This is a genomic window from Streptomyces phaeolivaceus (assembly GCF_009184865.1).
Taxonomy (GTDB): domain Bacteria; phylum Actinomycetota; class Actinomycetes; order Streptomycetales; family Streptomycetaceae; genus Streptomyces; species Streptomyces phaeolivaceus.
Genome location: NZ_CP045096.1, coordinates 6,324,108 through 6,343,790, shown reverse-complemented (window position 1 = coordinate 6,343,790; position 19,683 = coordinate 6,324,108). Strand labels below are relative to the sequence as shown.

Sequence of the window (19,683 nt, the reverse complement as noted above, 5' to 3'; positions counted from 1 at the left end):
ATCGATCAACAATCGATCACAGCACGGCACTTGAGCAGCCTCCAATACGTAACAGAAGCGACGTAATCGATGATTTGAGCAACTGGGTGTAGCAGTGCCTGCACGAAGCGTTATTCTCCTCAAACGCAAACCGGTACCCCTCCGTCGCTACGACGGGTGAAAGGTTCCGCACTGCACGTGATGGAAGCTCTGCCTCTGGGAGTCCCGTGTACCCACACGTCGGGGTTGACGCCTCGGGCCTGGCTACGCTGCGCGCGACGGTCAACCAACTGTTGCGCGGCTTCGTCCCCACCGCGTACGCCGTCCCCGCCCTCGCCACCTCCGCCGCGCCCGTCGGCCCGTGCTACGCACTGGCCGACGGCAGCGCGGCGGTGGGCAGACGAGGCCGTTCGGGATCCACCGCCACGACCACCCGCCGTCCCGCCGCGGACAGCGACAGCGCCCGCATGATGGACCTCGTCGAACGCGCCCAGTCCGGCGAGGCCGACGCCTTCGGTCGCCTGTACGACCAGTACAGCGACACCGTCTACCGCTACATCTACTACCGCGTCGGCGGCAAGGCGACCGCCGAGGACCTCACCAGCGAGACGTTCCTGCGCGCCCTGCGCCGCATCGGCACGTTCACCTGGCAGGGCCGTGACTTCGGCGCCTGGCTGGTGACGATCGCCCGCAACCTGGTGGCCGACCACTTCAAGTCCAGCCGTTTCCGTCTGGAGGTCACCACCGGCGAGATGCTCGACGCCAACGAGGTCGAGCGCTCTCCCGAGGACTCCGTCCTGGAGTCCCTCTCCAACGCCGCGCTCCTGGAGGCCGTACGCCGCCTCAATCCCCAGCAGCAGGAGTGCGTCACCCTCCGCTTCCTCCAGGGCCTCTCCGTCGCCGAGACCGCCCGTGTCATGGGGAAGAACGAGGGCGCGATCAAGACCCTCCAGTACCGCGCGGTCCGCACCCTCGCCCGTCTGCTCCCGGACGACGCCCGCTGAACCCCGCCGACCGGGACCACCACCGCTGAGCCGCCGGCCCGCCGAGCGCCTCGATCACCCATCGATCACCCATCGATCGCCCATCGATCGCCCATCGATCGCCCATCGATCGCCCATCGATCGCCCACGCTCCGCGATGCCCAACTCACCCTCTGTCGAAGTCCGTTGACTTCCTCGTCGGATCATCCGTCGTCCGTAACCCAAGTGCCGCGCCGCTCGTTGTGCGGGATACAGGCTCCCTGTGGTCGCGCCTGGCCGACACCGATCACTCGATCGTGTGACGGTCGGGGACGTGCAACCCTCAGGACCCCCTGGGGAGTCGACCGTCATGACGAGAGGAGGTGCCGCCAGTGATCGCGAACGTATCGGCGCACCGGCGGGCGAACGCCTTCGCCCAGGCCCTGGAGGAGCTGTCCGACCGGGGCACGGCGGCCGAGCAGCCCGAGGGATCGGCACCGGCTCCGGCAGCGCGAGGGACCGAGCAGGGCCGTCTGTTGGCCCTCACCACCGGTCTCGACGAGCTGCCCAAGCCAGTGCTCGACCCCGAGGTGAAGGTCGTCCATCGCGCCCAGTTGGTGGCCGCGATGGAGGCCATGCTGCGGGACGGCACACTGCCGGGGCGCGAGGCGTCGGACCCTTCGGTGCCCGAACAGCGTGCGGGCAGGGCGCGGGGCGCGCACCGGGCAAGCCCGCTGGGCAAATTGCGACCGCGGTCCCGGCTGACGAAGGGGCTCGCCGCGGGCGGGCTCAGCGTCGGGGTGGCCGCGAGCGCCTTCGGCGGGGTGGCCGCCGCCAGCTCGGACGCCCTGCCCGGTGACTCGCTCTACGGCCTCAAGCGCGGCATCGAGGACGTGAAGCTCACCCTGGCCGACGACAGCGACGACCGGGGCCGGCTCTATCTGGACCAGGCGTCCACCCGGCTCGGCGAGGCCCGCCGGCTCATGGAGCGCGGCCGGGGCGGACACCTCGACCACGAGTCCCTCGGCGAGATCCGCCGCGCCCTCAGCGGGATGCGGCACGACGCCTCCGAGGGCCACCGGCTGCTCCACGAGGCCTTCGAGCGAGATCCGGAGTCCCTGGGCCCCATCCAGGCCCTCTCGGCCTTCTCCCGGTCCCACCGCGAGACCTGGGGCGCGCTCCGCGACCGGCTGCCCGTGCAGCTCGGGGACGTGAGTCAGCAGGTCTCGTCGGTCTTCGACGCCATAGACGACGAGGTCGCCCCGCACTCGTCGCTCCTGCCGCAGCCCCCCGCCCAGGGCGGCGACGGCAAGCAGCGCTCCACGGGCTCCGGCACCCCCGGCACCACGGATCCCGGCCACCGCCCGGCCCCGAGCGCCACCGGCGGCTCCGCCACCGGCAGCCAGGACACCGGCGGCAAACCCAAGCCCTCCGCCTCGAACGCGGAGAGCGGCGGCGAGGGCCTCGTCGGCGGCACCGCCGGCGACCTCCTGAACCCGCCCCAGGACGACACCACCAGCTCCTCCCCGTCCACCGGCAAGTCCACCCCACCCGCGGACCCCGACGTCACCCTCCCACCCCTCCTCCCGGGCCTCCTCCCCGGCCTGGGCATCGACGGCGACACCGACAACTGACCTGATACGACGGTGGGGGCGCCCTTCTCGAAGAAGGGCGCCCCCACCGTCGTACGCGGTAACCGCTCGGCCGACCGCCAGCCGTCAGAAGAACACCGACCGCCGCTGCACCAACAACTTGTACAGCGTGTGCTGAATCTGCTCCCGTACCTGGTCCGTCAGGTTGAACATCAGCATCGGGTCCTCGGCGGCCTCGGGTGGATAGCCGTCGGTGGGAATCGGCTCACCGAACTGGATCGTCCACTTCGTCGGCAACGGCACCGCCCCGAGCGGCCCGAGCCACGGGAACGTCGGTGTGATCGGGAAGTACGGGAAGCCGAGGAGTCGGGCCAGCGTCTTGGAGTCGCCGATCATCGGATAGATCTCCTCCGCGCCCACGATCGAGCACGGAATGATCGGCGTACCGGCCCGCAGCGCGGTGGAGACGAAGCCTCCCCGCCCGAACCGCTGCAGCTTGTAGCGGTCCCCGAACGGCTTGCCGAGCCCCTTGAAGCCCTCCGGCATGACCCCGACCAGCTCACCCTGCTGCAACAGCCGAGAGGCGTCCTCCGCGCAGGCGAGGGTGTGACCGAGCTTGCGCGCCAGTTCGTTGACCACCGGCAGCATGAACACCAGGTCCGCCGCGAGCAGCCGCAGATGGCGCCCGGTGGGGTGGTTGTCGTGCACGGCGACCTGCATCATCAGGCCGTCCAACGGCAGTGTCCCCGAGTGGTTGGCGACGATCAGCGCGCCACCGTCCGTCGGGATGTTCTCGATGCCCTTCACCTCGACCCGGAAGTACTTCTCGTACACCGGCCGCAGCAGGGACATCAGCACCTGGTCGGTGAGTTCGGCGTCGTAGCCGAAGTCGTCGACCTCGTAGTCTCCGGTGAGCCGCTTGCGCAGGAACGCGAGCCCGCCCGCGATCCGTCGCTCCAGCGCGCCGCCGTCCTGTGCCTCGGCGGCCTCCTGGGGCGGCTCCGGCTTCTCCCGTGTCACAGGGACATCATCCGTGCTGGTCGGCAGTCCGGGGAGGGCCTGGACCTCACCGGCTTCCCGGACGACCGCGTTCTCGCCCTTGCGCCGGCTCCCCGTACTCCGGCGGCGCGGCGGGCGCTGCACGGCGCCCCCGCGCGTCCGGTCGTCGTCGAACGGAATGACCTTGGCATCCGCCATCGTCGATGCGCTCCTCGGTTAAAGCTGGTTGGCGCTCTGCGTCGGGGGGTGGCCGCCGCCCGGCGTCGGCACGGGCAGGGCGGCGATCCGGTCGATGGCCCCGGCGAGGGCCTCCGGGGGCAGGAGCCCGGGGCCCCTGCTGCGCGCGAAGTCCGCGAACGTCTCCGCGGTCGTGTACCGGGCCCGGTAGCCCAGGGTCTCGCGCATCTGGTTCGTCGACACGACCCGCCCGTGGGTCAGCAGCCGCAGCTGCTCCGGCGAGAAGTCGGTGACGCCGAGCGTGCGGACCATGGAGCCGACCCAGCTGACCGCGGGCATCAGCAGCGGCACCGTCGGCCGGCCGAGGCGCCGCGCGCACTGGGAGAGCAGCAGGACGCCGTCGCCCGCGATGTTGAACGTGCCGCTGTTGAGGGTGCCCCGCTCCGGATCGTGCGAGGCGATCCGCAGCACCTCGATCACATCGTCCTCGTGCACGAACTGCAGCCGCGGGTCGTAGCCCAGCACGGTCGGCAGCACCGGCAGCGAGAAGTACGAGGCGAGCGGTGAATCGGCGCTCGGCCCGAGGATGTTGGCGAACCGCAGCACGCACACGGCCACATCGGGCCGCCGCCGGGCGAAGCCGCGGACGTATCCCTCGACCTCGACGGTGTCCTTGGCGAAGCCGCCGCTGGGCAGCGACTTGGGCGGGGTGGTCTCGGTGAACACGGCCGGGTCGCGCGGCGCGGAGCCGTAGACGTTGGTGCTGGACTTGACCACGAGACGTTTGATCAGAGGTGACTTCTGACAGGCACCGAGCAGCTGCATGGTGCCGATGACATTGGTCTCCTTCAGCGTGGCCCGGCCCCCGCTGCCCAGCGGGGTGCCCGTGACATCCATGTGCACCACGGTGTCCACGTTGTACTCGGCCAGCAGTCGGGCTATGGCGGGCTGCCTGATGTCGGCCTGGACGAAGTCCGCGCCGCCCAGATGGTGTCCCGGCGGCACCGCGTCCACCGCGATGACCCGGTCGACCTGCGGGTCACGCTGGATCCGCCGCACGAACCGGCCTCCCAGCTGACGGGCCACACCGGTGACGAGCACGACCTTCCCCAAGATCAGCGCCTTCCTTCCAGACATCGGCTCACATAGGCGTAACTCTGCTCGTACCCTGCCGCGTCCCCCGTGTTCCCCGTGTGCGGCCACGTTAGCGGTTGGATGTTGCGCTGTGGTGACCGCGCCCCCGTGAATGACCGACGAATGCGCCGACCGGCGAAAACACCGCGACCCCCCACCGCATTCGGTGGGGGGTCGCAAAACGCGCTCTCAACAGCGCTCGCGCAAGAAAGCAAGGCGTTCGGCCCCCTTACGCGAGGGGGGCCGGCCAGGACCCCCGATTCGGGGGCCGGACCGCCTTACTTCTTGTTGCGACGCTGAACGCGGGTGCGCTTGAGCAGCTTGCGGTGCTTCTTCTTAGCCATCCGCTTGCGCCGCTTCTTGATAACAGAGCCCACGACTACCCTCGCTCACTTCTCATCACTCGGCGTTTGGGCGCCATGGGCCCATACGACCTACGAGGGGCTAGCCTACCCGTCCGAGCGCTGAGGTCGTAATCGAGGGGGAACCGGGGGTATCCCGGAAGTCCCGCAGGGCCTCCGGGAGCCCCTCGGCCCCGGTGGCCGTCAGGCCGTCTCCACCCCCACATAACTCTCGCGGAGGTACTCGTGTACCGCTTGCTCCGGCACCCGGAAGGACCTGCCCACCCGGATCGCCGGCAGATGACCGCTGTGCACCAAGCGGTACACGGTCATCTTGGACACTCGCATCACCGAGGCGACTTCCGCCACGGTCAGGAACTGAACCTCGTTCAGAGGCCTCTCGCCAGCTGCAGCCATGACACACCTGAACCTTCCGCACTCGACGGCCACCGGCTTCCCCTTCCGGTGACTCTTCGTCGTTGCGTGCTCACTCCCCAATGTAGGGGCGGGTGATGCGAGTGGGGAAGAGGGGATGCCATCGGCGGCCTACTGTGACAGACACGCCCGATTGAGTACGTAGCGGGTCAGCGGTCGGTAGTAATCAGACCGCACACCGTCATCAAGTGGAACGACGACGGACACCCGCCCCTCCGCCTCCCCCACGAAGAGCGCGGGATCGTCCGTATCGGCGAGCCCGATGGCCTCGAACCCCAGCTGACCTGCCCCGCAGACCCATCCGTGGTCTCCCACCACGAGTTCCGGGAGCGGCCCGCCGGCCTCCGCGGCAGCCGCCAGAACCGTCCGAACCGGCAGCGGTGAATGCGTGTGCACGCCGGTCGCACAACCGGAGCGCAGAGCGGTCGCCTCCCGGACGACGGCGACACCTCGTACGTAGTCGAGGTTGTACGTGCGTAGACCGAACCGGGTCGTTATGTCGACACGTCTACCCCTCGCGGGGGTGAGAACCTCACACCCCGCCGCCGACAAAGCGTCCGCCAACGCGCCGTAGAAGCCGATCAGACGATGCGGATGTCCGGTCCCGAGGAGCACCGGCCCGCCACGGTGAGCGACGGCCGCGACCCGATCCGCGAACCGGTCCAGCGCCCTCATCGTCAGCTCCGGATCAATCACATCCTGCCCTGACGCACAGAGCGGATCGGCCGAAACCCCACACTTCTCCGCCATCAATCCGAGCACATCGCGCTGCCGCCAAGTCATCTCCGGATCAATCCCGATCAAAAACCGAGGATCCCTAGCGGCGAACAACCGATAACTCCGCAGACTCGCTTCCCGGGCGGTGGCCACCCTCCCCGCCAACCCGAAAGCCACGAGCTGCTCCCGCAACACCCCACCACTCACCACCCCCCGATGCTGACGCAGCGCCTCTCCCACAACCCGCAGAACGCCGCCCCACCACACAGTTGGCCTAGTCATTCAGGGGCGCGGGGAACTGCGCGAACGGGGTCCGGGCCGGAGCACCGAATCCTTGACGGGAGTCGAGAACCCCCAGGGCCCCCTAGGCCAACAACCCCCGCAACGGAAACACGGCCTTCCGAGCAGCCAGCACCGCCTGATCCAACCGATCCGCGGGGTCGTACCCCGCGTCCCAGTCGGCCCAGGCCACGGGCCACCGCCCATCGGTCATCCGCGCCGGCCCCAACTGCCGCGTCAGAGCGAACACCCGCTGCCGCCACTCCTCGGGAATCACCGTCTCCGGCGCGATCTCCCGCCCCGCCGCGATCGCCACCAGATGCGTCCACGACCGGGGCACGACCTCGACCACCGCGTACCCGCCCCCACCGAGCGCGACCCACCGCCCGTCCGCGTGCTCATGGGCCAGCTCGTGCAGAGCCACCTGCACGGCCCGCTGCGCGTCCAGCGACACCGCGAGATGCGCCAACGGATCCTCGAAGTGCGTATCGGCCCCGTGCTGGGTCACCAGCACCTGCGGCCGGAAATCGGCGAGCAGTTCGGGCACCACCGCGTGGAACGCCCGCAGCCACCCGGCGTCCCCGGTGCCCGCCGGCAGCGCCACGTTCACGGCCGACCCCTCCGCACCGGACGGGGCTCCGGTCTCCTCCGGCCAACCGGTCTGCGGGAACAGGGTCCGGGGATGCTCGTGCAGCGAGATCGTCAGAACCCGCGGGTCCTCCCAGAACGCGGCCTGCACCCCGTCCCCGTGGTGCACGTCGACATCCACGTACGCGACCCGCTCGGCTCCCAGCTCCAGCAGCCGGGCGATGGCGATGGAGGCGTCGTTGTAGATGCAGAACCCCGAAGCGCCCCCGGGCATCGCGTGGTGCAGCCCGCCCGCGAAGTTCACCGCGTGCAGCGCGTCCCCCCGCCACACGGCCTCCGCCGCCGCCACCGACTGCCCCGCGATCAACGCGGACACCTCGTGCATCCCGGCGAACGCCGGATCGTCCACGGTCCCCAGCCCGTACGCCGTGTCCGCGCCCCGGGGGTCGGCCGAGGCGGCCTTGACCGCCGCCACATAGTCCTCGCGATGCACGAGCCGCAGGGTCGACTCCCCCGCGGGCTTGGCCGAGACGACGTCCATCTCCCGGTCGAGCCCGAAGGCACTCACGAGGCTCCGGGTCAGTGCCAGCCGGACCGGATCCATCGGATGGTCCGGCCCGAAGTCATAGCCCGTTACTGCCTCGTCCCACATCAGCTGTGCGCGGCCGCTCATGCCCGCCACCGTATCTGTCCGGTTGAGTCTCGAACGACCGGGCGTACACCAACGTCACCAGCACCAACACCATCGGTACGAGCATCGCCCCGCGGTAGCTCCACAGGTCCCCCAGCGCCCCGACCAACGGGGAACCGATCAAGAACCCGACATAGTTGAAGATGTTCAGCCGGGCGACGGCCGCGTCCGAAGCCCCCGGGAACAGCCTCCCGGCAGCCGCGAACGTCTGCGGCACCAGCACACACAGCCCGAGTCCCAGCAGCGTGAACCCGAGCATCCCGACCCAGGCCCCCGGCGCCCCCGCGACCACGGCGAACCCGACGGCCGCGACCACGGCACCGGCCCGTACGACGGCCACGGCCCCGAACCGCCGCACCCCGAAGTCCCCGAGGGACCGCCCGATCAACGTGGTGACCATATAGACGTTGTAGGGCACGGTCGCCAGCTGCTCACTGCTCCCGAGCACGTCCTGCAGATACTTGGCGCTCCAGTTGGAGACGGTCGAGTCCCCGATGTACGCGAAGCACATCACCAGACAGAGCGGCAGCAGCAACTTGAAGGCGACGGCTCCACCCGCGCCCGGCCCGGCCTGGAGGGTGTCCTCTTCCTTCCTCTCCTCGGTGGGCTCCGCGTCGACGTACCACCGGCTCCCGACCAGCACGGCCGGCAGGAGCACGACCACCACCGGTAGATACGACACCACCAGCGCCAGATCCCAGTGCGCCCCGACCCACGCCAGCGAGGCCCCGGCTATCCCGCCCAGGCTGTACACGGCGTGGAAGCCGAGCATGATGCTCCGCCCGTACGCCCGCTGCAGACTGACCCCGAGCATGTTCATCGACGCGTCGAGCGCCCCGACCGCCAGCCCGAAGGCGGCCAGCGCTGCCCCGAGCACGACCATCTGTTCACCGGCCCCCACCCCGAGCAGCGCCAGGAGCACCACGGGCTGGGACCACCGCAGCACCAGGCTCGGCGGCACCTTCTTCACGAGGTGCTCGGTGCAGACACTGCCGACCCCGGCGAGGATCGGCACGGCGGCGAGGAAGAGCGGGAGCAGCCCGTCGGAGACCCCGTACCGGTCCTGAATGGCCGGAATCCGCGTCACGAGCAGCGCGAAGGCGACGCCCTGAGCGAAGAAGCTGAACGCCAACGCGGCCCTACCGCGCCGCAGCACATCTGTCATGGCGGCACATTAGGGGGCACGACCTACCCATGGGTAGAGGAAGTTGAATACTGCTCAACTAAGCGGGTCGGGCAGCCTCAGGCGAGCAGGTCGAGCAGCTCCCCCATGTCCGAAAAGTACCCCCTGGCTCCGGACAGCTTCCCGGCGGGCGTCATCGCCGTGAACCCGTACACCTCCATCCCGGCGGCGAGCCCGGCCCGCACACCGAGGGGACTGTCCTCGACGACGACACACCTCTCCGGCGCGACCCCCATCCGCTCGGCCGCGTGCAGGAAGAGATCCGGCGCCGGCTTCCCCCGCCCCACATCCTGCGAACTGAACACGAGCCCGTCCCCGAACCACCGGTCGAGCCCGGTCTTCCGATGCCCCACCCGGATCCGCTCATGGCTCCCGGACGAGGCCACGCAGTACGGCACCTCGTCCGCGACGAGCTTCTCCAGCACCGGGACCACCCCCGGTACGGGCTCCAACTCCCGCTCGAACGCGGCGAAGACCCGCTGATGGAAGACCTCGTCGAAGTCCGCCGGCAGCGTCTCGCCGGTCCGCTCCAGGACGAGTTCGTGAATCCGGTGCATGGCCGACCCCATGTAGTCCCGGATGGATTCCTCGTACGAGGTCGGGTGACCGAGTTCGGTGAGGTACGCGGCGAGGTGGCGGTTGGATATCGGCTCGCTGTCGACGAGAACACCGTCATTGTCGAAGATCACGAGGTCATAGCGCATGACTCGACCCTAATCGACCCCGAAGGGCCTCAACGGCCCTCAACGGCCCTCAATCGGGTAGGAGGGACGGGTCGCCCGTCCCTCCTCCCACACCACCGGACATGCGGGTCACGCATCCGGCGGTTCACCAAGCTGGTCTCAACCGTTGCCAGGTCGGCTTGAGCATCTTCAGGCCCAGGTCGTCCCAGTAGGAGATGGGCAGTGCCCTGTCCAGAACAGGTGACTTCGCGACCCGCCAGTAGCCTTTGCTGCTGGCCGCCCATTCCCGAGCATCACGCTCACCGATCCCGAGCGCCCGCAGGTTACGACGTCTGGTCGCGTACCGTTTCCATTCCTTCCAGCGGATCTGCCGCATCCTGCGACGGAACCACTTGTCCAGCTCCTGGAACACCTTGGGAGTGTCCGCGAGCTGGAAGTAGCCCATCCAGCCTGTGGTGAAGCGGTTGATCTGCGCGATGCGGTCAGCCATCGCAACGCTCCACCGGCGCGAGGTCAGCTCCTTGAGCCGAACCTTCAGGCGTTCGACCGCCTTCGGGTCGACCCGGACCCTGACCTTCCCACCCCGGACAAAGTAGAAGCCGAACCCCAGCATCGTCATGACGGAAGCTGGGACCACCTTCGACTTCACCCGGTTGACCTTCAGTTTCAGCCGCTGCTCGACCACGGCCGTGACCGAGTCGAGCACCCTCTGAGCAGCCCGCCTGCTCCGCACGAAGATCCGCAGATCGTCGGCGTAACGTGCGAACCGGTGACCGCGCCTGAACAGTTCCCGGTCCAGGTCGTCGAGCATGATGTTCGACAGGACGGGCGAGAGCGGGGAGCCCTGCGGGGTCCCCTCCCTGCCCGGCGTCTTCACGCCGTCCACCATGACCCCGGCTTCCAGATACCTGCGAACCAGCTTCAGGACCCTGCGGTCAGTGACCTTGCGCGCGACCCGTGCCATCAGGACATCGTGCTGGACCCGGTCGAAGAACCGGTCCAGATCAAGGTCCACGACCCACCGGTTGCCGTCCTCGATGGCACGCCGCGCGACCCTGACCGCCTGATGGGCGGACCGGCCGGGACGGAACCCGAAGGACGACCCCGAAAAACCAGGGTCGAAAATGGGCACGAGCACCTGCGCGACGGCCTGCTGGATCAAGCGGTCCAGCACCCGCGGCACCCCCAGCATCCGCTCACCGCCGCCAGGCTTCGGGATGATCACCTGACGGACCGGCGCCGGCCGGTAGATGCCCGCATCGAGTTCGGCCCGGACCCCGGGCCAGTGCACCGCGATCCACGGCCTGAGTTCGGCCGTGGTCATACCGTCCACCCCGGGAGCACCCCGGTTCACCTCGACACGGTTGAGCGCCGCGAGCAGGTTCTCCTTCGAGAGCATCAACTCCCAAAGCGAGGAACGCTGTTCGCGGTGAACGTCCTCCGTGGAGTGCGCCGACCGGCCACTACGCTCCGCCGTGGGCTCCGCCGGATGCACCGGCTCCTCCCCCCGCGGCACCGCCGAAGCAGTGTTGCTGCGGTCCCTGTGACCAGCACGAGCAACCACCACATCACCCGTTCCACTCGATGTTCAGCCCTTCCCAGCCACCGTGCCCATCCCGGCTGGTACTACGGCCTCTGCTGACTTCTGCCCGGTCAGCCCGCACCTTCCAGCACGGACCGTCGGCGCGGCGACATCTTCAGCACAACCGACACCCGGACAGATCTCCCCAGGTAAGAACGATCACTGTCCCTGGATCCCCGCCGCGTCTACGCACTGGCCTTCTTGGCAGTGACGGGCTTCACCTTCGCGTGCAGGCTCACCCGACCAGTACGCCTCATACACGGTTCGTGTTCCTCGGTACCCAGGTCTCGCCTCGGGCTTCCTCCAGACCCCACCTCACGATGACGCCCTTGCCTCCGGCTCGGGGTTAGCACCACCTCTTCCCCCAGGGGACTTCCACCCCCAAGCAACCGCCCATGCTGGGCGCACACGCAAAAAAGGCCCACACCATAAGGTGTGGGCCTTTCGCAATATTTGTTCGGCGGCGTCCTACTCTCCCACAGGGTCCCCCCTGCAGTACCATCGGCGCTGTAAGGCTTAGCTTCCGGGTTCGGAATGTAACCGGGCGTTTCCCTCACGCTATGACCACCGAAACACTATGAAACACTCAACCGCACCACCCAGTGGCCCTGGGCGGGGTTGTTCGTGGTTTCAGAACCAACACAGTGGACGCGAGCAACTGAGGACAAGCCCTCGGCCTATTAGTACCAGTCAACTCCACCCGTTACCAGGCTTCCATATCTGGCCTATCAACCCAGTCGTCTACTGGGAGCCTTACCCCATCAAGTGGGTGGGAATACTCATCTCGAAGCAGGCTTCCCGCTTAGATGCTTTCAGCGGTTATCCCTCCCGAACGTAGCCAACCAGCCATGCCCTTGGCAGAACAACTGGCACACCAGAGGTTCGTCCGTCCCGGTCCTCTCGTACTAGGGACAGCCCTTCTCAATATTCCTGCGCGCGCAGCGGATAGGGACCGAACTGTCTCACGACGTTCTAAACCCAGCTCGCGTACCGCTTTAATGGGCGAACAGCCCAACCCTTGGGACCGACTCCAGCCCCAGGATGCGACGAGCCGACATCGAGGTGCCAAACCATCCCGTCGATATGGACTCTTGGGGAAGATCAGCCTGTTATCCCCGGGGTACCTTTTATCCGTTGAGCGACGGCGCTTCCACAAGCCACCGCCGGATCACTAGTCCCGACTTTCGTCCCTGCTCGACCCGTCGGTCTCACAGTCAAGCTCCCTTGTGCACTTACACTCACCACCTGATTGCCAACCAGGCTGAGGGAACCTTTGGGCGCCTCCGTTACCCTTTGGGAGGCAACCGCCCCAGTTAAACTACCCATCAGACACTGTCCCCGATCCGGATCACGGACCCGGGTTAGACATCCAGCACGACCAGACTGGTATTTCAACGACGACTCCACCCGAACTGGCGTCCGAGCTTCACAGTCTCCCAGCTATCCTACACAAGCCGAACCGAACACCAATATCAAACTGTAGTAAAGGTCCCGGGGTCTTTCCGTCCTGCTGCGCGAAACGAGCATCTTTACTCGTAGTGCAATTTCACCGGGCCTATGGTTGAGACAGTCGAGAAGTCGTTACGCCATTCGTGCAGGTCGGAACTTACCCGACAAGGAATTTCGCTACCTTAGGATGGTTATAGTTACCACCGCCGTTTACTGGCGCTTAAGTTCTCAGCTTCGCCAAGACGAATCCTGACTAACCGGTCCCCTTAACGTTCCAGCACCGGGCAGGCGTCAGTCCGTATACATCGCCTTACGGCTTCGCACGGACCTGTGTTTTTAGTAAACAGTCGCTTCTCGCTGGTCTCTGCGGCCACCCCCAGCTCAAGCAGAAAATGCTATCACCAGTGATGGCCCCCCTTCTCCCGAAGTTACGGGGGCATTTTGCCGAGTTCCTTAACCATAGTTCACCCGAACGCCTCGGTATTCTCTACCAGACCACCTGAGTCGGTTTAGGGTACGGGCCGCCATAAAACTCGCTAGAGGCTTTTCTCGACAGCATAGGATCATCCACTTCACCACAATCGGCTCGGCATCAGGTCTCAGCCTCCATGTACGACGGATTTACCTATCGCACGGCCTACACCCTTACCCCGGGACAACCACCGCCCGGGATGGACTACCTTCCTGCGTCACCCCATCACTCACCTACTGCAAGTCTGGTCCGTCGGCTCCACCACTCCCCTTTGCCCGAAGGCTCCGGGGCGGCTTCACGGACTTAGCATCGCCTGGTTCAGTGTTTGACGCTTCACAGCGGGTACCGGAATATCAACCGGTTATCCATCGACTACGCCTGTCGGCCTCGCCTTAGGTCCCGACTTACCCTGGGCAGATCAGCTTGACCCAGGAACCCTTGGTCAATCGGCGCAAACGTTTCTCACGTTTGTATCGCTACTCATGCCTGCATTCTCACTCGTGAACCGTCCACAACTCGCTTCCGCGGCTGCTTCACCCGGCACACGACGCTCCCCTACCCATCCCAGCCCCCGTTGGGGGTATCTGCTGGAATGACACGACTTCGGCGGTACGCTTGAGCCCCGCTACATTGTCGGCGCGGAATCACTAGACCAGTGAGCTATTACGCACTCTTTCAAGGGTGGCTGCTTCTAAGCCAACCTCCTGGTTGTCTCTGCGACTCCACATCCTTTCCCACTTAGCGTACGCTTAGGGGCCTTAGTCGATGCTCTGGGCTGTTTCCCTCTCGACCATGGAGCTTATCCCCCACAGTCTCACTGCCGCGCTCTCACTTACCGGCATTCGGAGTTTGGCTAAGGTCAGTAACCCGGTAGGGCCCATCGCCTATCCAGTGCTCTACCTCCGGCAAGAAACACACGACGCTGCACCTAAATGCATTTCGGGGAGAACCAGCTATCACGGAGTTTGATTGGCCTTTCACCCCTAACCACAGGTCATCCCCCAGGTTTTCAACCCTGGTGGGTTCGGTCCTCCACGAAGTCTTACCTCCGCTTCAACCTGCCCATGGCTAGATCACTCCGCTTCGGGTCTTGAGCGTGCTACTCAAACGCCCTGTTAGGACTCGCTTTCGCTACGGCTACCCCACCCGGGTTAACCTCGCAACACACCGCAAACTCGCAGGCTCATTCTTCAAAAGGCACGCAGTCACGACACAAGGACAAGTCCTTGTGCGACGCTCCCACGGCTTGTAGGCACACGGTTTCAGGTACTATTTCACTCCGCTCCCGCGGTACTTTTCACCATTCCCTCACGGTACTATCCGCTATCGGTCACCAGGGAATATTTAGGCTTAGCGGGTGGTCCCGCCAGATTCACACGGGATTTCTCGGGCCCCGTGCTACTTGGGTGTCTCTCAAACGAGCCGCTGATGTTTCAGCTACGGGGGTCTTACCCTCTACGCCGGACCTTTCGCATGTCCTTCGCCTACATCAACGGTTTCTGACTCGCCTCACAGCCGGCAGACTGTGAAAGAGAGATCCCACAACCCCGTATACGCAACCCCTGCCGGGTCTCACACGCATACGGTTTGGCCTCATCCGGTTTCGCTCGCCACTACTCCCGGAATCACGGTTGTTTTCTCTTCCTGCGGGTACTGAGATGTTTCACTTCCCCGCGTTCCCTCCACTTGCCCTATGTGTTCAGGCAAGGGTGACAGCCCATGACGACTGCCGGGTTTCCCCATTCGGACACCCCCGGATCAAAGCCTGGTTGACGACTCCCCGGGGCCTATCGTGGCCTCCCACGTCCTTCATCGGTTCCTGGTGCCAAGGCATCCACCGTGCGCCCTTAAAAACTTGGCCACAGATGCTCGCGTCCACTGTGCAGTTCTCAAACAACGACCAACCACCCACCACCCCGCCTTCACAGACGAGTTCACTGGGGTCGGCGTCGAGGGGATTCATTCCCTCAGACACCCAACAGCGTGCCCGGCACCCTCGCCACTCCGGTCAGCTTTCCACGCCCCGAAGGACAGTACTCACAGCCTGAGATGACTGACGATGCCGAATAATCAACGTTCCACCCATGAGCAACCAGCATCAGACGTTCGCTGATGAACTGGCCTCTGACCTCACCCCGGAGGGATCGGTGAGAAGTGCTCCTTAGAAAGGAGGTGATCCAGCCGCACCTTCCGGTACGGCTACCTTGTTACGACTTCGTCCCAATCGCCAGTCCCACCTTCGACAGCTCCCTCCCACAAGGGGTTGGGCCACCGGCTTCGGGTGTTACCGACTTTCGTGACGTGACGGGCGGTGTGTACAAGGCCCGGGAACGTATTCACCGCAGCAATGCTGATCTGCGATTACTAGCAACTCCGACTTCATGGGGTCGAGTTGCAGACCCCAATCCGAACTGAGACAGGCTTTTTGAGATTCGCTCCGCCTCACGGCTTCGCAGCTCATTGTACCTGCCATTGTAGCACGTGTGCAGCCCAAGACATAAGGGGCATGATGACTTGACGTCGTCCCCACCTTCCTCCGAGTTGACCCCGGCAGTCTCCTGTGAGTCCCCATCACCCCGAAGGGCATGCTGGCAACACAGAACAAGGGTTGCGCTCGTTGCGGGACTTAACCCAACATCTCACGACACGAGCTGACGACAGCCATGCACCACCTGTACACCGACCACAAGGGGGCGACCATCTCTGGCCGTTTCCGGTGTATGTCAAGCCTTGGTAAGGTTCTTCGCGTTGCGTCGAATTAAGCCACATGCTCCGCTGCTTGTGCGGGCCCCCGTCAATTCCTTTGAGTTTTAGCCTTGCGGCCGTACTCCCCAGGCGGGGAACTTAATGCGTTAGCTGCGGCACCGACGACGTGGAATGTCGCCAACACCTAGTTCCCACCGTTTACGGCGTGGACTACCAGGGTATCTAATCCTGTTCGCTCCCCACGCTTTCGCTCCTCAGCGTCAGTAATGGCCCAGAGATCCGCCTTCGCCACCGGTGTTCCTCCTGATATCTGCGCATTTCACCGCTACACCAGGAATTCCGATCTCCCCTACCACACTCTAGTCTGCCCGTATCGAATGCAGACCCGGGGTTAAGCCCCGGGCTTTCACATCCGACGCGACAGACCGCCTACGAGCTCTTTACGCCCAATAATTCCGGACAACGCTCGCGCCCTACGTATTACCGCGGCTGCTGGCACGTAGTTAGCCGGCGCTTCTTCTGCAGGTACCGTCACTTTCGCTTCTTCCCTGCTGAAAGAGGTTTACAACCCGAAGGCCGTCATCCCTCACGCGGCGTCGCTGCATCAGGCTTTCGCCCATTGTGCAATATTCCCCACTGCTGCCTCCCGTAGGAGTCTGGGCCGTGTCTCAGTCCCAGTGTGGCCGGTCGCCCTCTCAGGCCGGCTACCCGTCGTCGCCTTGGTGAGCCGTTACCTCACCAACAAGCTGATAGGCCGCGGGCTCATCCTTCACCGCCGGAGCTTTCAACTCCCTGCCAGGAGGCAGAAAGTATTATCCGGTATTAGACCCCGTTTCCAGGGCTTGTCCCAGAGTGAAGGGCAGATTGCCCACGTGTTACTCACCCGTTCGCCACTAATCCCCACCGAAGTGGTTCATCGTTCGACTTGCATGTGTTAAGCACGCCGCCAGCGTTCGTCCTGAGCCAGGATCAAACTCTCCGTGAATGTTTACCCGTAATCGGGTGCACACATACACGAGAGCGGAACCACCGGAGGAATGATCCGATGGTTCACAGCGTCCTCGCTGTGTTTTCTTCAAAGGAACCTCGTCCCAGCAGAAGCTGGAGACGGGGTATCAACATATCTGGCGTTGATTTTTGGCACGCTGTTGAGTTCTCAAGGAACGGACGCTTCCTTCGTACTCACCCAAGTTGCTACTCAGGCTTTCCTCCGGGCAGTTTCCCTTCGGTCCTGCTGTCTTGCCTGTCTTGCGTTTCCGACTCTATCAGATCGTTTTCCGGTCCGATTTCCTCGGTGCTTTCCAGGTTTCCGCTTCCGCGTTTCCCTTTCCGGCGGTTCCGACTCTATCAGATCCTTTCGGGCCTGATTCCCAGTCAGCGGGAGTTGCCTTCGCGGCTGTTGGGCCGTTCCGACGAGTGAGACTTTAGCGGATTCCCGGCTCCCGAGCTAATCGGGGGCCAGCGCCCTTTCGAACGCGGATTCCTCATTTCGCAAATACGCATGCCAATGACACGACGACGGGTCGTCGATTGTTGGTGGTTACCTGCGGAATGGCTGTCCGGGGACCGACCGAGGTCGGCGCTCACGTCGGACAACCCGGAGAACACTACGTATGGCCTCGGGGTGTGTCAACTCGCTGTCGGCCGGGCTCCCGGGGGCGTAGCCTGACGCCCATGACTACGCGTACGTGTCACCAGCAGTGGTGGGCCGCCTGACGGCGGCCGTGCTCACGTATGTACTCGACGGCCGCCGCCCTGGCGGCCGTTCTCGTTTCTCCCTTCTGAGGGGCGGCCGGCCGGTGGCGCGGCGGTCCTGATCAGGAGGTGGAGAGATGACACGGGTCTTCAGCGGGGTCAAACCGACGGGGCATCTGACGCTGGGGAACTACCTGGGGGCCGTACGGCGGTGGGCCGAGGTCGATCAGCACCGGACGGACGCCTTGTTCTGCGTCGTGGATCTGCACGCGCTGACCGTGGACCACGATCCGGCGCGGGTGCGCAGGCTCAGCAGGCAGGCGGCGACCCTGTTGCTGGCGTCGGGGCTGGATCCGGAGCTGTGCACCGTCTTCGTACAGAGTCATGTGGATGAGCACGCGCGGCTGTCGTATCTGCTGGAGTGCGTGGCCACGGACGGTGAGGCGCGGCGGATGATCCAGTACAAGGAGAAGGCGGCGCGGGAGCGGGAGCGCGGTGGGAGCGTTCGGCTGTCGCTGCTGACTTATCCGGTGCTCATGGCGGCGGACATCCTGGCGTACGGGGCCGACGAGGTGCCGGTCGGGGACGACCAGACGCAGCATGTGGAGCTGACGCGGGATCTGGCGGTGCGGTTCAACCAGCGGTACGGGCAGACGTTCGTGGTGCCGCGGGCCACTCCGCCGAAGGTCGGGGCGCGGGTGATGAATCTGCAGGACCCGACGTCGAAGATGGGGAAGACGGACGACGTCGGGCCGGGGATCGTCTATCTGCTGGACGAGCCGGATGTGGTGCGGAAGAAGGTCATGCGGGCCGTGACCGACAGCGGGCGGGACGTCGTCTACGACCGGGAGGAGCGGCCGGGGCTCGCGAATCTGCTGGAGATCCTCGCGGCCTGTACGGGTGGGGCCCCCGAGGACCTCAGCGGTGTGTACGAGTCGTACGGGGCGCTGAAGAAGGACACCGCCGAGGCCGTGGTCGAGGTGCTGAGGCCCGTGCAGGAGAAGCACAAGGAGTTGTGCGCGGATCCCTCGTATGTGGAGGGGGTGCTGCGGTTGGGTGCGGAGAAGGCCAGAGAGATGGCTCGGCCGAGGGTGGACGAGGCGTATCGGGCGATCGGTCTACTGGCCGGTTGACCGCGGGCGGCGTCAGCTGTTGCCGGAGGCCAGTTCGCGGCTGCGGTCGCGGGCGGCCTCCAGCGCGGCGATCAGTGCGGCGCGTACTCCGTGGTTCTCGAGTTCGCGGATGGCGCTGATCGTCGTGCCGGCGGGCGAGGTGACGTTCTCGCGGAGCTTGACGGGGTGTTCGCCGCTGTCGCGGAGCATCGTGGCCGCGCCGATGGCGGACTGGACGATGAGGTCGTGGGCCTTGTCGCGGGGCAGGCCGAGGAGGATGCCGGCGTCGGTCATGGCTTCGACCAGGTAGAAGAAGTACGCCGGGCCGGAGCCGGAGAGGGCGGTGCAGGCGTCCTGCTGGGACTCGGGGACGCGGAGCGTCTTGCCGACGGCGCCGAAGATCTCGTCGGCGTGCGCGAGATCGGCCTCGCTCGCGTGGCTGCCGGCGGAGATGACGGACATGGCCTCGTCGACGAGGGCGGGGGTGTTCGTCATGACCCGGACGACAGGGGTGCCCGCGGCGAGGCGCTCCTCGAAGAAGGAGGTGGGGATGCCCGCCGCGCCGCTGATGACCAGGCGGTCGGCGGGGGTGTGCGGGGCGAGTTCGTCGAGGAGGGTGCCCATGTCCTGGGGCTTGACCGTGAGGATCAGGGTGTCGGCGGTCTTCGCGGCCTCGGCGTTGGTGACCGGGGTGACGCCGTAGCGGGTGCGGAGCTCTTCGGCGCGTTCGGGGCGGCGGGCGGTGACCAGGAGGTCGGCGGGCGCCCAGCCGGCTCGGATCATGCCGCTGAGCAGGGCCTCGCCGATCTTGCCGGTGCCGAGAACTGCGACTTTCTGGCTCATGGTGCGGGTGCCCTCCGGGGGGGTGCGTCGTCCTGGGGCCATCCTCGCACCGGGGGCGGGCCTC

Annotated in this window: 13 protein-coding genes and 3 rRNA genes; 3 read left to right on the top strand and 13 right to left on the bottom strand. The window is 65.8% G+C overall.

The features are described from left to right. Positions 1 to 206: 206 nt before the first annotated feature. Together F9278_RS29415 and F9278_RS29410 are read left to right on the top strand one after the other, a co-directional pair. Complete coding sequence (locus tag F9278_RS29415; protein ID WP_020113793.1) at positions 207 to 983, top strand: ECF subfamily RNA polymerase sigma factor, BldN family; 777 nt, start codon at positions 207 to 209, stop codon at positions 981 to 983. Positions 984 to 1,333: 350 nt separating this feature from the next. Continuing rightward, entirely contained in the window at positions 1,334 to 2,575 is a 1,242-nt protein-coding gene (locus F9278_RS29410; protein ID WP_152171012.1) for a DUF5667 domain-containing protein, read from the top strand. 84 nt (positions 2,576 to 2,659) lie between these two features. Here the strand turns inward: F9278_RS29410 and F9278_RS29405 are convergent, their stop codons facing one another. The 12 genes from F9278_RS29405 to F9278_RS29350 all read right to left on the bottom strand — a co-directional run bounded on the left by F9278_RS29405 (position 2,660) and on the right by F9278_RS29350 (position 16,954). Beyond that, positions 2,660 to 3,730, bottom strand: a complete 1,071-nt coding sequence (locus F9278_RS29405; protein ID WP_152171011.1) for a lysophospholipid acyltransferase family protein — start codon at positions 3,728 to 3,730, stop codon at positions 2,660 to 2,662. An 18-nt stretch (positions 3,731 to 3,748) separates the two neighbouring features. After that, positions 3,749 to 4,822 (bottom strand): NAD-dependent epimerase/dehydratase family protein, encoded by a 1,074-nt coding sequence (locus F9278_RS29400; protein WP_152171010.1) that lies wholly within the window; start codon positions 4,820 to 4,822, stop codon positions 3,749 to 3,751. Positions 4,823 to 5,121: 299 nt separating this feature from the next. Continuing rightward, on the bottom strand, positions 5,122 to 5,220 hold the full coding sequence (locus F9278_RS29395) for a 30S ribosomal protein bS22 (protein WP_003948845.1): 99 nt from the start codon (positions 5,218 to 5,220) through the stop codon (positions 5,122 to 5,124). Between the two features lie 168 nt (positions 5,221 to 5,388). After that, a complete protein-coding gene (locus F9278_RS29390; protein WP_004984898.1) occupies positions 5,389 to 5,601 on the bottom strand; it encodes a helix-turn-helix domain-containing protein in 213 nt (70 codons plus the stop codon). Between the two features lie 129 nt (positions 5,602 to 5,730). Then, on the bottom strand, positions 5,731 to 6,546 hold the full coding sequence (locus F9278_RS29385) for a phosphatase (protein WP_152171009.1): 816 nt from the start codon (positions 6,544 to 6,546) through the stop codon (positions 5,731 to 5,733). Between the two features lie 154 nt (positions 6,547 to 6,700). Further along, positions 6,701 to 7,876 carry an acetoin utilization protein AcuC gene (locus F9278_RS29380; RefSeq protein WP_152171008.1) on the bottom strand — a complete coding sequence of 392 codons (1,176 nt, stop codon included), beginning with the start codon at positions 7,874 to 7,876 and terminating at the stop codon, positions 6,701 to 6,703. After that, on the bottom strand, positions 7,827 to 9,059 hold the full coding sequence (locus F9278_RS29375) for an MFS transporter (protein ID WP_152171007.1): 1,233 nt from the start codon (positions 9,057 to 9,059) through the stop codon (positions 7,827 to 7,829). Before F9278_RS29375 ends, F9278_RS29380 begins: the two co-directional genes overlap by 50 nt. Positions 9,060 to 9,136: 77 nt before the next feature. Continuing rightward, positions 9,137 to 9,781 carry an HAD family hydrolase gene (locus F9278_RS29370; protein ID WP_152171006.1) on the bottom strand — a complete coding sequence of 215 codons (645 nt, stop codon included), beginning with the start codon at positions 9,779 to 9,781 and terminating at the stop codon, positions 9,137 to 9,139. 124 nt (positions 9,782 to 9,905) lie between these two features. Continuing rightward, the gene (ltrA, locus tag F9278_RS29365) at positions 9,906 to 11,159 is read right to left on the bottom strand and encodes a group II intron reverse transcriptase/maturase (RefSeq protein WP_152169518.1); all 1,254 of its coding nucleotides are present in this window, start codon (positions 11,157 to 11,159) and stop codon (positions 9,906 to 9,908) included. A gap of 638 nt (positions 11,160 to 11,797) precedes the next feature. After that, positions 11,798 to 11,914 (bottom strand): 5S ribosomal RNA (gene rrf, locus F9278_RS29360). 88 nt (positions 11,915 to 12,002) lie between these two features. Then, a 23S ribosomal RNA gene (locus tag F9278_RS29355) occupies positions 12,003 to 15,124 on the bottom strand. A 304-nt stretch (positions 15,125 to 15,428) separates the two neighbouring features. After that, positions 15,429 to 16,954 (bottom strand): 16S ribosomal RNA (locus F9278_RS29350). Together the 16S, 23S and 5S rRNA genes form the textbook arrangement of a ribosomal RNA operon. 847 nt (positions 16,955 to 17,801) lie before the next feature. On the opposite strand from F9278_RS29350, the gene trpS reads away from it, so the two are divergent. After that, entirely contained in the window at positions 17,802 to 18,797 is a 996-nt protein-coding gene (trpS, locus tag F9278_RS29340) for a tryptophan--tRNA ligase (protein ID WP_152171005.1), read from the top strand. Between the two features lie 12 nt (positions 18,798 to 18,809). Here the strand turns inward: trpS and proC are convergent, their stop codons facing one another. After that, positions 18,810 to 19,619, bottom strand: a complete 810-nt coding sequence (gene proC, locus F9278_RS29335; protein ID WP_152171004.1) for a pyrroline-5-carboxylate reductase — start codon at positions 19,617 to 19,619, stop codon at positions 18,810 to 18,812. Between the last annotated feature and the right edge of the window lie 64 nt (positions 19,620 to 19,683).